This is a genomic window from Blautia sp. MSK20_18 (assembly GCF_020553125.1).
GTDB lineage: Bacteria > Bacillota > Clostridia > Lachnospirales > Lachnospiraceae > Blautia_A > Blautia_A fusiformis.
Genome location: NZ_JAJCGR010000030.1, coordinates 1 through 15,209 on the forward strand (window position 1 = coordinate 1; position 15,209 = coordinate 15,209).

Consider the following 15,209-nt stretch of genomic DNA (forward strand, 5'->3'; position numbering starts at 1 on the left):
TTTCAAACATACATCTGTTTCTCATTTTATTCCTCCTTCTGAATCAATCTGTATATGTCTAATATGCAGAAAAATGCAAAGAAGGTTGTATTTTACAAAAATATTGTGTATACTACAATTAGTTTCGAGAGGAAAACGTATAGTATAATATTTATGATACCGCGAGCTATGCTCGCGTGTACCAGTCTATCGATGATGTAAAACCCCTTTTGGAGCAAAACGCCCCAGAACCCGCTTGCGGGTTCTGGGGCTTCTCTGTATCTTCTCCTCGTCTTTTTTCTTCTCTTTTCCATTTTCCATTCCAAGCTTTATTCACTCCGCTACTTCTCCATCACCTCCACAACAACATACGAATTCGGAATCCCTTTTGCGATTTCTCTTTCGTCGTTTCCTTTTTCGTCATACACCGGCCCGAATTTGTCAAACTTCGTTAACTGATATCGATATACGCCATCTGTGCACGGCGACACGATGACAAACTCTTCCGCATCCGGACTTCCGTCTTTGCTGTACATGGAAGCCTGTGTTAAGGCAATCAGATTAGCCAGCGCAGCACGCCGCAGGGTTAAAGCATGGAACCACTCCTCCGCTTTCTTATCGTCTTCGAACAACTCCTTTCCGGTAATGTGCGGCAGCGGTGGAATTTTTGGGAAATTATCTTTCTGCATATTTTTGTCTCCTTTCGTTCTTCTTTCCAAGCAATATGCAGAATGCCGAAAGCCTTAAGAAAGCCAGTTCTGCACGAGTTTCCAGTACCTTCTTTCGCCTTCATCGTCAGTAATCTCATACATAGTTTCGGCGTATTCCATCCAGGCCGGAGGCATCTTTCTAAGAAATTCACGTGTTTTTTTTGGATATAGCATAGTAACACAGCGATGCTCCAGTAAAGATAAGGCTTCCGTGATATTGCTGTCAGGAGTTTGGTCTAGATTGTCCGGCGTACGGCTCCGTAGCCAGTCTATCCAGTCCATATCTGTAAAATGATTAAATCCGCAACATTTCCTCTCAAAAGGCATTTCCGCAAAGACTTTATAGTCAGCACCCGGCAGCAGGACTGTGTTCTTGGCACCCGGCAGGAATATTTCGCTGAACCGTCCATTTTTACCCACTTTTTTCATCGTTTTCTTTCGCAGCAGGCCACAATTTATGAGGTCCGCCACCGCATCAGTGATTTCCTGCTTGGAGACGATATTAGAAACCCCGGAACCCAGGGTCAAATATATCTCTTCGGTTATGATTTTTTCTTCCCAGTCATACGCGTCTTTCTCCGGCCACTCTTCTCCCTCTCTTTCTGCAACCATTTTCAGGATGGTCCGGTGCAGCAGGCTTCCACAGGTTTTCAGTTTCTTGAGCCTGGATTCAATCTTCTTTTTTAAGGCTTCTTTTTCCTCATAGTATTCTTCTGTCACTACTTCATCCCATGTTTCAAGCGCAACAGAATCAACCGTTCCTGTCATATGTTTTTTATAGCTTTTATCGCCAAAACCAATTGTTATGTGTACGGAATCGTTATTGATGATTATCTTTATATTCTTCTTTTCGTCTTTGTTGTTTTGCTGAAAAGCAAGACATTTTCGCAGTTCTCCAGCGTTTTCATTAATAAACTTTGCAGCTTGCTTCTGGCCGTAGTTTTTCCGCGTTCCAATCTTTCCTTTCTTGTAGATAAATGGGAACTGATAATACTGGAAACTGATTTCCCCGTTTCGGCTGATTACCATGTTTGTGAGCTTGTGTCTGATTGGTTCTCCCTTTTCTGTATCATTGTTTATCACTGCATTTGCGAGCCAGAAATACCGTGAGCAGAACCAGTCTGTATATGGTATGAATTCCTTATCTACGACGACATCCGGATGAGACTTTATAATGTCCAGGATTCTTTGCTTGATATCCGTTTCTGTTTCTTTATCTGGTATAAAATCGTAAGAGTCACGCTTCAGCACATCCAATATCTCTTTTTTCATCATATCAACTGTCCAGTTCTTGCTGTACACTAGGATTGTTTCCCTGACATGCCCGATGCTGTTGTTTTTAAGCACTGGCTGTATCATAACAGTGTAAGTCACAGACTTTTTAGTAGTATGTACTTCTGAGGATACGTCGACAGACTGGAAAATGGATTTTTCTGAAAAAACAATCCCCTGTGTGATTTTGCTTAATGCTGATTTAAAACGCTGTGCCTCCATTTTCTGTAGATTTTTTTTGTCCGCCTGAGGGTTCTTCTTTTTCTTTTTCTTCTTTTTTTGCTGCGTTTTTTTATTCACAATTGGTGCCGTATTAGGCCTTGCAGCCTTTTTATGTAGTTCAGATTCTATACTTTTAGGCTTTTTTTCTGCCATGTCGTTCTCCTTTTTTATGTTTTTCTATCTGCAATATGCAGAATATTTGCCTTTGCCAGCGAAAAAAAATACAAAAAAAATAGCAGGTGCTGACGCATCTGCTATTTTTTAACTATGCCTACAGAGCAAACCTATCTTCTTCGGCTTTTGCTGCGGCTTCTGCCTCCTCGCTTCCAGCCTCCGGTACGCCTAACGCTGCTGAAAGTACATCTTTTAATCCCATGCCGGCCTGCGGATTTGAAGACTTTTTTGTATCCTCTTTCGCCTCCTGGGCTGGAGTAAAATTTACGGAATCACATGCTGCCGGAGCGACCTCCGGGCCATCGGTTGAGACCATCGGTGTGGCCTGAACGTCTGATTCGGTCACATCGTCATCATCGTCATCATCGAGAGGGAATTCGTTGCTGTTAATCTGCTGTTTTGTCGTATTTGTTAAAAAATCGTTCTGATTCTCCTGATTTGTTTTTGTCCGTGATACGGTCCCGGAAGTGTCTTCTTCTTTTGCATAATCAAAGCATTCTGGCTTGGCTGCTGCCGCTGGTCTCCTATACTCTACATCTGCAGTACTGGAGTTCATCTCTTCCAGGATTTCCATGACCCTGGACGCTTTCACTTCAATGATAACCGGCTCTTTTTTCTGCATTTCTGGCTGCTGTCCCATTTGACGAGACGGATGAGCCTGTGGAGACTGTGGTTTCAGTCTTAAGATACAATCTTTTACAGAATCTGCAATCTGTGAGACATTCCCCACTCTTTCATACGCATCGTAAATGTTTCTGACGGTAATGCCTCCGCATGGCTGGCCATTAAGTCTGATGTTCACGGCTTCAGGTCTGAATTCAATATCGTAGTCTTTCAGCTGCGGGTCATACTTCAGAAGTATTGAAAGCACGTTGACAAGTTCTTCCTTTGGCATTTTCTCTAATTTACTCATAGTTCTTTTTCCTTTCTTTTTTCTGATATTTTTTTTACTTTTTTAATATGCCGAAAAACCTGAGACATAAGAAATCAGCTTGTCAGAATCATTACCAGCGCATAGCATACACATATTAGCCCGACAATGATGGCCGGTGCAACACCGACTGTCCGGAACAATAAGCATACCGCCCCAAGACTCGATAACAGAAACCCCGCCAGCATTGTTTTTGCGCCTGCTTCTTCTTTATTCATACAGCACAGCATCGCAAGCCCACCAATGATTACCACGATGCCGAGACATAAAATGAAAACACACGCTTTAATTAGCATCTCTTTTCCTCCTTACATTTATTTTCTCTTGTCTGCAATATGCTGAATCTTGCGTCCTTTTTTCTTCTTTGCGGAAATTTTGCATATTTTTTTTACATCAACCAAAAGAAGAAAGTAGTAAGAAATGCAGATTCTTTACAAACAGGCAACGAAGCAGTATATACACTACGATGCCTCTGCGCGCAGGTCTGACCTGGTAAGCGATGTTAATGAAGCGACCGAGATGGCGAATGACCTCGCTGTATCGATTCTCAACAGATGCAGTAAAAAATTAAAAGGATTTGAGAGTATCCCTGCTGAATCCGTGAAAAAATCAGCATCATCAGCTTTGCCAAACAGTTCAGTTAAAATCATCAAAACTCCGCGCAGACGTTTTACAGCGAAGGAACGCCGCGATATTTACATACGGGACAAAGGCACTTGTGGCATTTGTGGAAGATTCGTGCCGCCTGATAGTTTTACCGTTGACCATATCGTTCCGATATCTAAAGGAGGAACCTATGATTACAGTAATCTTCAGTGCTGCTGCCGCAAATGTAATCAATTAAAAGACGATGCCCTCCAAGATGATTTTTTCCAGGTCATGCTTTCTGTTGTAGACTATCAAATCTCAGATAAGCACAATAAAAAGATTAAAAAAGGCATCAAAAAAATCTACAAAAAAGCATACAAGTCATCTAACTCATCGGAGAAAAAAAGTAACAGCAAAAAAAAGAATAAAGCAAAAAAGAACTGACCAAACAGCCTCACGGAAAATATCTGTGAGGTTGTTTTTTTGTGGGAAATATCTCGAAAAATGTCTAATTTTCACAAAACCGTTATATTTGATAACTCCCCGGCTTTGCCGGAGTCGCTACCAATTTGCGCAGCAAATGTCAAGCGAAGCCGTCAAGCTGAGCACAGTACGGCTTTGGCCGCTGACCAACGAAGCCGTAAGGCTGAGTGCAGAGTATAAATTGATTGACGTGATATTGTGCAGTTGCTATACTAAAAACAATGAAAAGAAGGGATTTTTTATATAAATGAAAAAATATATAAAGTATACTGAAAGTAATGGTAAAGAAGTAAATAAAGAATACTCAGATGAAGAGGTTGTTAGGGTATTACAGCAACAGCAAGAGATTCAAAACAAAAGCCATACGCAAATGGCCGTAATGTTTGGCCTTGATTTCGACAGAAGAAATGTTGACGTTTTGAAGATTGTATTATTTAACGATAAACCGACAGACAAAAATACTTTCACAGTTTATATCGCAGATGCCGACATTCTTACAGATAAAGCAGAGTGGTCTGCATTTAGTGGGCATATCGAAGGATTGCTTATTAATACATTTCCTGAGAAGCATCTATACCCTCTAAAAGAGAGATGGCATATTATGATACAAAAATTATTCTTCGATTTCTATGATGATGACCCAGGGCAAGGCTCTTCATTATCTCCAGATGTAGACATTGACTATAAAAAAGAGAAACTGATAGACAGTTATTCGCCTGTTAACGAAATACATGATTTACCATACGATGACAATATTTTACTTATTGAAGTTGAAGATGTCATTAATTACCTGGGCAAACGTCTGGAATGTATAAAAGTGTGTATTCAGTCAGGCGGATTTTCCGAGAAGTATGATGATTACTTGTATTCTATCATCATACAAATGAATCAATTGCACAAAGATGAGTACTGCGAAATCGATATAAAAGAATTCCTAGAAAAATATGATGGGATTGAGAAAATAAAACAGACAGCGCAATATGTCGGGGATATCATTTCAAAAGAATGGCCTGAAATCAATATATTTGTCGATTGTACGGTAGATAAGGACGATTAAAAAATAAGAGCAGGCTTCGCCTGCTCTTAAAATGCTTGTGTACTACTATTTTTCAACCATATGTCTTTTGGGCAAATCTGATTTTGTCTGCATGTCCGGATAAGTCTTTCCTTCTCTAAAATGGCGCCTGCAAAGAGAAATATAACTCTCATTAGCGCCAACCATCACCTGTCTTCCTGCTCGGATGATTCTGCCTTTCTCGTCAATCCTTGCATTACAGCGGGCTCCTTTTCCACACCAGCAGACCGTCTTGATTTCTTCAATCTTGTCTGCCCACGCAAGTAGCCACTGACTGCCCTCGAAAAGATTCTGTTGAAAATCAGCACGCAGGCCGTAACAGATGACCGGAATCCCGAGGTCATCCACGATGTGAACAAAAAACTCAATATCGGACTTCCTGCAGAACTGCGCTTCATCAATAATGAAACAGTCATACTGTTTCAGCGCTGCATCGTTCATCTGAACCAATTCTTCAACGCTGATACACGGCTGCTCCAGCCCAATTCGGCTATGCATTACACCAATCTCTCTCGTGTCTGTCAGAGGTTTTGCAAGCAGTGCTTTTTTGCCTCTCTCATTGTAATTGTAAGCGACCATAAGTGCGTTTGCGGTTTTGGAACTGCCCATGGCACCGTATCTAAAATAAAGTTTTGCCATTATTTTTTTTCTCCTTTTCTTTGTTGTGTTTTTTTTAATTTATACATTTAATATGCGAGATATTTAAATACAAAAAAGACACTGCAAAACAGTGTCTGTATACTCTCACGTATAGTGAGGGAACGACAAACATTACGAAACAGAATTTCGTTTTTGCGATATACCCTCACGTGCAGTGAGGGAACTTATTGCGGGCTTCCAGTGATTCCGAAAAATGTGATATACCCTCACGTGCAGTGAGGGAACCACTTCAGAACCGATATGAGTACCTGGTCGAACGATATACCCTCACGTGCAGTGAGGGAACCCTCTTAACCTCTTTTTGCGCCTTATATTTGGCGATATACCCTCACGTGCAGTGAGGGAACCTGCTAGACCTGGAGGCTTGTGGTCTTGGTGACGATATACCCTCACGTGCAGTGAGGGAACACCACCGAAACCCGGAAACACTATTAACCATGCGATATACCCTCACGTGCAGTGAGGGAACACTCAGTGTTTATGCGGCTTTCAGCCATCTTAAACACCTCGTTGTGTAAATTGCACAAAAGTTTTTGTACTGCATTGTTCTTATCCCGTCACACATATAATATGCTTAAAAAATCAGGATTGTGCCATTGCATAGCAAAAAAATAAAAGAAATCCCACTGCTATATCGTCCAGTAGCGGGATTTCTAACTTACACTGGAGAATCCGCCCTATGCATTAACAATCTTTTTCTTCTTCTTTTCCTCTCTCTTTTTTCCTCTTCAGATATTTCTCCGCAACCTTCTCATCTACTCTTACGTAGATATCACAATACGTAGAATCGAACCAGTCATCCACTTGCACAATAAATGCCGGGTGCCGTGCAATTTCCGAGCCGCCAAAATAAGTCCAGTTGTTTCCGCCAATCCGCGCATGAACGTATAAAACATCTTTTCGTCCAGCATATTTATTGAACGTTTCCATGCTCTGCCGGATTCTTTTAGCCTTCTTTTTAATTTCAAACAAAAAAAATGAATTGAGACGGCAAATCTTTCTTACACTCCAGGAGGCGGTCCTCCTGGCTTATGTATATATGGCCGAATTATTTTTTGGTGTCACAAGCCGGCGATTTCATACAGCCTTTCTCTTTCATCTTTTGTCAATGTATAATAAGATTTTGGAACTTTCTCGGATTCCTTGACTGTATCCAGAAAGTCGTACCATGCCTCTTTTATCTTTGTTTTTGTTGGTTCCTCACCCCAAAAATCAAATAAACATCCTTCGAATTCTTTTAATAACTTTTCTTTTGTTGTCATTTATACATACCCTTCCATTATCAGTGATATCTGTTTTTGCCTGTTCTGAAATATAGCATATTGTCTATGAAAAAATCAAGAAAAGAATAAGAAAATGGAAAGAAAAATAACAAACGATGTAGTCACTGAAATTGGTCTTACGCAGAGAAACAAAATTCTTACTCTTGAAGGAGATGTTGCCGCTTATGATTTAAGAGGGATGAAAAAAGAATTTCCAAATATTACGACCTTAAAAATCAAGAACGGTGTAACGGCTATTCGGATATCAAATCGTACATTTCCGAACATCCGAAAGGTTATATCAGAGTCTCCGCTCTTTGAGACAAAGGAAACAATGCTTATCAGAACAAGCAAATTGAAAAGTGAAAAAGGAATTTTGCTGAATGCATTTTGTAAATCTGAAGAAGAAGCCTTGTATTTCAAAAACGTTGCTGTTATAGCGGACATGGCACTTGATGGGTGTGATACAAAAAAAGTATTTAATACAGAACATCTTACCTGTATCAACAAAGACGGACTCTCAGGCTCTGCTTTCGACTTAAATAAAGCACACCTTGGAAGTGGGCCTATCATGTTTGGAGACTGTCTCATTGGATTCAATGATGACACTGACTCGTATGAGCTCACGAAAGATGTAAAATATATTATTTTTCCGGAAGGCTTTTCTGGTAGTAAGCTAGAAAGACTCGTTGTGAAAGATTACAAATTGCTCAGTGTGCTTAATGGAATTGGGGATGCTCAGATTTGCGATACCTTGTACATTGACGATATAACAGATTTTCGAGAAGCATTTGGCTCGAACGAAATTTGTTTAAACGCGAAACATGTTCAAATCAACGATGAGAATAACTATCTTAAGTCCCAAAACGATATGATTTTCGATAAAAAAGGTGGTATTCTGTATGATTCCGCATGGTTCCTATCAGGGAATGCGGTAATACCAGATGGAGTCAAGACTATTCGTACATATGCTTTTTCGTCTCCGTATATTGCTTCAGTAGAGTTTCCAGCTTCTGTGACTAATATTCAGTCTGGAGCTTTCCTTAATGCTGACAATGTCACAGTTATTCAGTGTAATGGAGAAAATGTTCCGCATGGCTGCATTGAGGCATTCGCAAGGAACTATGAGCCATATCCGGATGACAAAAATACCGTCATTAAGGTTGTATGTAATAAAGGCCATGTTTTTTTGCCACGATATATGACCGAAAAGAGTATCAAAAAGCTGGACAAAATCTGTAATGAAGAGTTTGCAACATTGAAAAAGGCATACCAATATGCAATTAATGAAGAGGTAAGACAGGATACTATGATAAGAGAATATGCCTTTTCGAAAGATAAAAATATTGCAGCATACCTGAAAGATGACATAAAGTCCATCGTCTTGCGGTATATTCAAGAAGATAGGGAAAGCGATGCCATCGTCGCCGTGAATATTGGAATGCTTTTGGAAGATGACTTAAGAGAAATCAAATCTGTGGCTGAAAATGCAAGTATGAGAGAACTTATACTTAAAATCAATAATACACTTTCGTAGAATAAGCAGAATGAGCAGGCGATAAGCCTGCTCATTCTTTCTATCCATTTCTTTCCAAACATCTCAAAACCAGCGCAATCTCATCTCTTCCGAGGTTTTTCTTCCTCATCAGTTCCTGCAGGTTTTCCATTTCTTCATAAGAGCCAATCGCCTCAAACTCTCTCTTATCCAGTGGGAGAACAACATCATCCATTGTATCTGCAGCATGGCTCATCAGCATGTTTTTACTACGTTCTTTTTCCCATTCTCTTACTTCCTCATCTTTCCCGAGTCCGTAGAAAGATTTTAATTTTTCCAGCAGATAGTCAGTGCTAATATAAGATTCAAATCCCACATAGTATTCTACAGCCAGATTCTCGTATTCCGTGCCATCAAACATATCTTTGTGATGAAAAAGGAACTTATCTCTTGCCCGTGCTGCCGCCGAACCGTCTTTCATCCGCCATGACATGATAGTCCATGTTTCCATATCTGGAAAATCTCTTTTTAGAAAGTTTTCCAGCGTCCATTTCAGATGCTGTGGGATATAAATTGTATTTTTTTGTTCTGTCAGCTTTATATCTTTAAAGGAAATCATTCAAACACCTCCTTTTCTACTTATAGTATGGCATATTTTCTCGTTTTCTGCAATTTTTGCGGACTATCTTTCTTCTTCTACAGAGTCTATCATTTTCTCATCCCGTCCGAGCGCGTCCCGTTGCACTGCTTTTATCGCATCTTGAACCTGCCGCATAGCATTGCAGGCATTTTTGAATATTGTGGAGAATTTCTCCTGTATTTCCGGGTCTTTTAGATTTACACTGAATTTATTTCCAAAGCCACGTTCTTCTGCCATCTCTGAGAGTCTTGTCTCTATCGGTTCAGGTCGACCTCGTCCGCTCTCATCACGATACTGTGAGGTTCTCAGCGTAATAGAATCCTCGTTCATCTTTATCGTGTTTATCTTTAATGGCTTCCCCTCTTTTGGCCTTATCTTGGACTGCAAAAGGATATATTCCTCACCGGTATACCTGTCTTCTTTGTATTTTACAATTGTTTTGGACTGCGGATTGGTTCTGTATAAGATATACGCTTTTCCCAAAGCGGTAGCATTTTTATAGGTTTTTGTCTGCTTAGCGACATAAGACAAATCTCTTTCAGTTTTTTGTATCCGTTCTTCATTTCTTAGCTCAGGATATGCCGTTACCAGGCCGAACCCTGTTTTAGAGTATAGGTCTTTTTCCAGACATAAGGTAATATCTTTTGTTTCATATTCTTTAATCAATCCTTTTTTCTTATCAAGCACGAACCCACGCCCCACATATTCATCGAATGGTACGGTAATCATCAGCTGCCTGTCGCTGTACTCATCTTTTAGCCAGTCCAACACGTCATTTTTTTTGTACGCCAAAGCCTCCGCTATCAGGTCATAAGCATAAACTTTATTTTCCTCTGAGTCATTTGGCCTTTCGGTATTTGCGATAAACATGCTTTGTGTTGCCTTTTCTTCTTTCAGTATACGTTCCATTGAATCTATTTCTGACACGGAAATATGTTTTTGTTCTGCGTGTGAACGATAACTTAATATATCATCAACTCTTATTTTATCGTAATTTTTTTCAATTTCTTTTAAGGTAGCCAATTCGCTCACCTCCTGTTTTCTCATATGTTTAATATGAAGAATACAGGAGACAAAAAAAATGAAGAGGTCAAAAGCCTCTTCATTCAGATTTGATTTTAAGCGCACTGAGGATAACATCAATGTCATGCTGCGACAGATGCTTGTCTTCCATCAACCCTTCCAGTTCCGTCATTTCTCGATAAGAGCCGATACCCTTAAACCGCTTTGGGTCTAACCGTACAATGGACACGTTATCGCCTTTTGGTGACTCCGTCACGATTATTGGCTTAACGCTCTCATATCTCCAGTTTTTAACTTCCGGGTCTTCTTCCGGACCACCGTAATAGAACTTGCGAAGCTCTGTATAAAGCCAATCAGGGTCAATATTGGAAAGCAGGCCCATATATTTATCTACAGGGCAGTCTGCATATGCAGTCCCGTCAAATATATACTGATGCTGCATTACATATTCTTTTCTTGCTGTTTTTATTTTTTCGTTCCTCTTAATCTTAAACAGCATGAAAGTTTTATGTTTTACATCCGGGCGTTTGCAGTCCAGAAAGTACAAAAAATCGTTAAGCAGCGCTGCCGGTAAAAAAATGAGCTCCTCTTTATCTGTAAATCTAATATCTTTAAAATCAATCATGATTATTCTCCTTTCTTACTCTTTGTCTTTTCCAATATGCAAAATCCGGTTTATACAAAAACGCCCCGACCGGTTATTCCGGGCAGGGTGCCAAACAAAGAAAGGTATGCGACGGCGAATCCGTCTGATGTCTGGGGGATTTTTTTGTTCCCCTCCTGTTGTCTATACTATACCATACGAATAATGTATGTGCAAATTTTGCGAGTCTTCGTCTCTTTTGTTTCTTATATTTTATTTTTAATAACTCGCCAGCAAAGCTGAACTCGTTACTTGACTTCGAACGGGGATTCAGACCCGCGTGCGAAATTAGAACCGGAATATTTGACCCGCGGACGACTTTTTGTCGGCTGGGGACTTCCCGTTCTCCGTTAATGGCATGTACCGGCCTGCAAAAGTCTTTACAATGCAATATCTACTTGCGGACAGCAAAATTGACCGGAGATTTTCCGCCATTTATCAAATCATGCATATTATATTTGACAAATATCAAGAAAGGAGAAGCAGGATGGATGCGAAACGCACTCTTCTCATGTCTGACTGCGAAACGAAAACAATATCGTTTCTTCGTCGGATGTGGCTTCCTGCGAAAAAAATGATGAAAAAAAATTATGCAAACGATGGGAACAAGAAAAATGAGATGAATAGTATTGAAACCGATACTATTACAAAAGACAAAAAAAAGAAAGCTAAAAAGAAAAAGGACAAAAAAGGCAAAAAGAAAAAAGCGCAGTTAGCTGCGATAGATACTAATACAATACTGACCGATGTCATGCTTGCCGAATCAGATACAGTCCTTACACTTTTTGGTCAGTCCAACGCTGTTGTAGAATATGATTTGACTAATATGGAAAAAATTTTTCCACATGTAACTACATTAAAGATTGAGGATGGAATTGTAAAAATCCGAATGAAAAACAGAACATTCCCTAATATTTGTAAAGTCATTTCTGAATCAGAACATTTTGAGAATGGTTCAACAATGCTCATTTCAGTAAATACGGATGCTGGGTACGAAGAGGAGTATTACGGCAGGACTCTTCTAAATACGTTTTGCAAACCCTCGGATTACATTCTGGATTTTAAAGATGTCAATCGTATTTCAGGAATGGCCCTTGACGGATGTATGGCACACCAAATAATCAATACCGAAAGGCTGGAAAGCCTGGATAAAGATGCGCTGGCTGATTCTTACTTTGAGTCTTTGGAGGATACTCTCATTATGTTCGGAGACTGTCTGGTTAAAGTGAACGGAAAAGATATTTCCTTTGAACTTACAGATTCTATTAAAAGAATTGTAATGATAGACGGATTCGATAGTGCTGACTATATCAAAGAACTCATTGTTAAAGATTTCAGGTTACTGCATGTACTTCGAAATTTTTCTGACAAACCTTTTTGTGAAACCATTCATCTTTATGCCGACGCAAAAACAAGAGACGAAGTGGAATTAGAAAAAGCAATAGAAAAAAATAAGTTGGAATTAAGTTGCAAACACGTTCTGCTTTCTCCATCAAACAACGAAGAGCTTACAAGAGTTGGATGCGAAGATGACATTCTCTATCAGACTAATCGAGGAATGCTTATCACGGGTTCAGCCCCATGGTTTTTACAAGGTAATGTTACATTTCCTGGTAAAACCTGGCTGATTGGTACAAAACTCATATCTAATGATATCGAATCTATATGCATCCCAAAAAGCGTTGAAGCGTTTACAACAGATGCGTCTATCTCAGGGCATAAGGTATCATCCATCACCTGCGAAACACCAACATTCCCAAATGGGTTTTCTGAAACAATTCGTGAATTCATTACGATTGTTCCTTGCGAAGTGGAAATAACGGAAGACGACTGGATTTCCATAGACCATTGTGGTAAAAAGAATATGATTCCAAGATATATGACGGAATCTCAATGTGTTGAGTATATCTGTAAATTATCCTGAACCATAAGCTTCCCGCTTGTTATCTTAAAGGAGCAGCAAAAGCTGCTCCTTTTTTTTGTAATATACTATATATTTTCTGGCAGACATTTTTTTTGCCGAGTTTTTAAGACTCGTCTGCTGCTGCCGCTTCGGACAGTGCAGGGGATTCTTTTTCAGCCTCTTTTTCTCTTTCTTTCTCTTCCTTGAGATACTGCTCTACGATAGATTCATCTACTTTCAGATAGATATCGCAATAAGTTGAATCAAACCAGTCATCCACTCTTTCAATGAAAGCCGGATGCTCTGCTACCTTCTGACCGCAAAAAAATACCCAGTTATTTCCGCCAATACGGGCATGAACATACAACACGTCTTTTCTGCCGGCATATTTATTGAACGTATCCATAGATTTCCGGATGCGTTTGACCTGTGTCTTAGTAAGTAGCTTAATTTTTTTTCTTCTTTTGCCGTGGATTTTTTCCCATCTTACAGCAGTCGGCCTGTCGTATCCACTCTCATCCTTAGTGTAGACCAGGAAGCGTCTTAAGTTCTTATCTGTTCTCCAACAGTAAGAATGACAATCAGAACCAACTGACCATGGTGGACAGGACCTAACCAGGTCTTCAACCGCATCAACATCTGCTGAGGCAGTCATTTCTTTAATCTCTTCTTCTGAAATCTTTTCTTCTGTTGCCATTAATCTCAGGCCGCGGAGGCGCGGGATATCTACTCCTGCGGAAGCCAGGATGTTTGACAGGTCATCAATCCTTGCGTATGCTCCAATATCCATTTTTTAAATCTCCTTTTTCGTTTTTTTGTGCATATACAATATGCTGAATTTCTTTGGAAGAAAGAAAAAGAACGAACAGCGTATTTTGTGGCAAAAAAAATCTGCCCAGTGGGCAGATTTAAATTTCTCTGATGTCGTATATCGTTTTTGGCTGAACTTCCAGCCTTGCATGATTTGGATAGCTCCAGAATTTTCTGATTTCTTCGTAAGTTTCGAATCTTGGCACGATAAATCCCGGATTACACCTAAAAAGCAATTCACGCTCAACAATTAATTTGCCGACCTCATCATACGCAAAGAGCCGGACCTCCTGATAAGACGCCATTTCATCTTTTCCTCCAAGATGAACCTTCAAAAACCTGACTACATATTTTGCATTTTGATATAACACTTCTCTTTCTTTAGACATTAGACTTACTCCTTTCTTTTTTACTTTACACATAATATGCGTGATTTTCATTCATACGAAAAAAGGCCACTGCAAAACCTGCAGCGACCTTTTCGAACAAAGAAAGGAATTTCGGCGGCGAATCCGCCTGATGTCTGTGGGGGCTTCTGCTCCCTCTTGTTGTATATACTATACCACAGCACAAAACGTTATGCAAATTTTGCGAGTCTTTCCTCTTCAGACAGCCTCATGTAAATTTCCACAACATCTTTTTCTTTTTTGCCTCCTCTTTTTCCTCTTCTTCGGCATTCCGCGATATCATCCAGCATCTGTTTTCTGATGAGTTCCCGTTCGATTTCTGCCTGCGCATGCGGCAGTGATTTCGTATACTGGAAAGCGCAGTTGAATTCACGCTTTCCACGATACGCAAATGGGACTTCGCTAATCGTAATCTTTCCGGCCATCAGGTCCATCACACACTGCGTGTCTGGGCCGTATACCGGCCGCTCGAAGTATTCTCGCTCAAATGTAAGCATCATTTTTCCTCCTTTCGTAGATTTTCGCTGCTCATCTCCAGTGCAATTTTTGCCAGCGCAAGCGCTTGAACAGCACTGCTGCAGACATCTCCACTTTTAACACTGAATGCCAGTTCTCTTGTCAGTAAAGCATCAATACGTTCCATGTTTTCGTCAGCCTGTCTTTTTCTTTCTTCTAGCGTACGCATATCATTTTTCCCCTTTCTTTTTTACCTTGTCCTTACCGATTACATACCCCAGCAGGAATGCCGACAGCAGGACATGCACGAAGTCAACGTAGAACTCTATTCTGTCATATCCAGTTGATGATTTGGTGTTGTTGCTTTTTAGCATTTTCTTTTTCTCCTTTTTTATATTTTTTTTGTTTCTTGTAGTATGCCGGAAATTTGTATCAGAAAGAAAAAATAAGCAAAAAAAATGCACACAAAGAGCCGC

The 15,209-nt window shown here is 40.0% G+C and carries 19 protein-coding genes and 1 CRISPR repeat array; of the genes, 4 read left to right on the forward strand and 15 right to left on the reverse strand.

Features of this window, described 5'->3' with window-relative positions; all coding sequences use genetic code 11:
- Window positions 1–320 precede the first annotated feature (320 nt).
- The 4 genes from LI091_RS14170 to LI091_RS14185 form a co-directional block, all read right to left on the reverse strand.
- On the reverse strand, window positions 321–668 hold the full coding sequence (locus LI091_RS14170) for a hypothetical protein (protein ID WP_173734210.1): 348 nt from the start codon (window positions 666–668) through the stop codon (window positions 321–323).
- 54 nt (window positions 669–722) lie between these two features.
- A complete protein-coding gene (locus tag LI091_RS14175; protein ID WP_173734209.1) occupies window positions 723–2,336 on the reverse strand; it encodes a hypothetical protein in 1,614 nt (537 codons plus the stop codon).
- A 118-nt stretch (window positions 2,337–2,454) separates the two neighbouring features.
- Window positions 2,455–3,270: a hypothetical protein gene (locus tag LI091_RS14180; RefSeq protein WP_173734208.1), complete on the reverse strand. Its 816-nt coding sequence runs from the start codon at window positions 3,268–3,270 to the stop codon at window positions 2,455–2,457.
- Between the two features lie 74 nt (window positions 3,271–3,344).
- Complete coding sequence (locus LI091_RS14185; RefSeq protein WP_173734207.1) at window positions 3,345–3,584, reverse strand: hypothetical protein; 240 nt, start codon at window positions 3,582–3,584, stop codon at window positions 3,345–3,347.
- A gap of 124 nt (window positions 3,585–3,708) precedes the next feature.
- Here LI091_RS14185 and LI091_RS14190 point away from each other — a divergent pair, with 124 nt between their 5' ends.
- Both LI091_RS14190 and LI091_RS14195 read left to right on the forward strand, forming a co-directional pair.
- Complete coding sequence (locus LI091_RS14190; RefSeq protein WP_265191287.1) at window positions 3,709–4,320, forward strand: HNH endonuclease; 612 nt, start codon at window positions 3,709–3,711, stop codon at window positions 4,318–4,320.
- Window positions 4,321–4,606: 286 nt separating this feature from the next.
- Window positions 4,607–5,416 carry a hypothetical protein gene (locus tag LI091_RS14195; RefSeq protein ID WP_110104262.1) on the forward strand — a complete coding sequence of 270 codons (810 nt, stop codon included), beginning with the start codon at window positions 4,607–4,609 and terminating at the stop codon, window positions 5,414–5,416.
- A gap of 45 nt (window positions 5,417–5,461) precedes the next feature.
- Here the strand turns inward: LI091_RS14195 and LI091_RS14200 are convergent, their stop codons facing one another.
- From LI091_RS14200 to LI091_RS14210, 3 genes are all read right to left on the reverse strand, one after another.
- Window positions 5,462–6,073, reverse strand: a complete 612-nt coding sequence (locus LI091_RS14200; protein WP_173734206.1) for a thymidine kinase — start codon at window positions 6,071–6,073, stop codon at window positions 5,462–5,464.
- 96 nt (window positions 6,074–6,169) lie between these two features.
- Window positions 6,170–6,563: a CRISPR direct-repeat array (repeat unit 28 nt; unit sequence GATATACCCTCACGTGCAGTGAGGGAAC).
- A 215-nt stretch (window positions 6,564–6,778) separates the two neighbouring features.
- Entirely contained in the window at window positions 6,779–7,066 is a 288-nt protein-coding gene (locus tag LI091_RS14205) for a hypothetical protein (protein ID WP_173734205.1), read from the reverse strand.
- An 89-nt stretch (window positions 7,067–7,155) separates the two neighbouring features.
- Entirely contained in the window at window positions 7,156–7,356 is a 201-nt protein-coding gene (locus LI091_RS14210) for a hypothetical protein (protein ID WP_173734204.1), read from the reverse strand.
- Window positions 7,357–7,450: 94 nt separating this feature from the next.
- Between LI091_RS14210 and LI091_RS14215 the strand changes: the two genes are divergently transcribed.
- The gene (locus LI091_RS14215; RefSeq protein ID WP_173734203.1) at window positions 7,451–8,893 is read left to right on the forward strand and encodes a leucine-rich repeat protein; all 1,443 of its coding nucleotides are present in this window, start codon (window positions 7,451–7,453) and stop codon (window positions 8,891–8,893) included.
- A gap of 40 nt (window positions 8,894–8,933) precedes the next feature.
- On the opposite strand, the gene LI091_RS14220 is transcribed toward LI091_RS14215, so the two are convergent.
- From LI091_RS14220 to LI091_RS14230, 3 genes are all read right to left on the reverse strand, one after another.
- Window positions 8,934–9,470 (reverse strand): hypothetical protein, encoded by a 537-nt coding sequence (locus LI091_RS14220; protein ID WP_110102686.1) that lies wholly within the window; start codon window positions 9,468–9,470, stop codon window positions 8,934–8,936.
- A gap of 63 nt (window positions 9,471–9,533) precedes the next feature.
- The gene (locus LI091_RS14225) at window positions 9,534–10,514 is read right to left on the reverse strand and encodes an RNase A-like domain-containing protein (protein ID WP_173734202.1); all 981 of its coding nucleotides are present in this window, start codon (window positions 10,512–10,514) and stop codon (window positions 9,534–9,536) included.
- A 79-nt stretch (window positions 10,515–10,593) separates the two neighbouring features.
- On the reverse strand, window positions 10,594–11,139 hold the full coding sequence (locus tag LI091_RS14230; RefSeq protein WP_173734201.1) for a hypothetical protein: 546 nt from the start codon (window positions 11,137–11,139) through the stop codon (window positions 10,594–10,596).
- Between the two features lie 505 nt (window positions 11,140–11,644).
- Here LI091_RS14230 and LI091_RS14235 point away from each other — a divergent pair.
- Window positions 11,645–13,081, forward strand: coding sequence for a hypothetical protein (locus tag LI091_RS14235; protein WP_173734200.1), 1,437 nt, complete (start codon window positions 11,645–11,647; stop codon window positions 13,079–13,081).
- A 103-nt stretch (window positions 13,082–13,184) separates the two neighbouring features.
- Here the strand turns inward: LI091_RS14235 and LI091_RS14240 are convergent, their stop codons facing one another.
- The 5 genes from LI091_RS14240 to LI091_RS14260 form a co-directional block, all read right to left on the reverse strand.
- Window positions 13,185–13,850: a hypothetical protein gene (locus LI091_RS14240; protein WP_173734199.1), complete on the reverse strand. Its 666-nt coding sequence runs from the start codon at window positions 13,848–13,850 to the stop codon at window positions 13,185–13,187.
- Between the two features lie 118 nt (window positions 13,851–13,968).
- Window positions 13,969–14,259, reverse strand: a complete 291-nt coding sequence (locus tag LI091_RS14245) for a hypothetical protein (protein ID WP_173734198.1) — start codon at window positions 14,257–14,259, stop codon at window positions 13,969–13,971.
- A gap of 188 nt (window positions 14,260–14,447) precedes the next feature.
- Window positions 14,448–14,777 carry a hypothetical protein gene (locus LI091_RS14250; RefSeq protein ID WP_173734197.1) on the reverse strand — a complete coding sequence of 110 codons (330 nt, stop codon included), beginning with the start codon at window positions 14,775–14,777 and terminating at the stop codon, window positions 14,448–14,450.
- Entirely contained in the window at window positions 14,774–14,962 is a 189-nt protein-coding gene (locus LI091_RS14255; RefSeq protein WP_110102677.1) for a hypothetical protein, read from the reverse strand. Before LI091_RS14255 ends, LI091_RS14250 begins: the two co-directional genes overlap by 4 nt.
- A gap of 1 nt (window position 14,963) precedes the next feature.
- Window positions 14,964–15,107, reverse strand: coding sequence for a hypothetical protein (locus LI091_RS14260; RefSeq protein WP_173734196.1), 144 nt, complete (start codon window positions 15,105–15,107; stop codon window positions 14,964–14,966).
- Window positions 15,108–15,209: the final 102 nt, after the last annotated feature.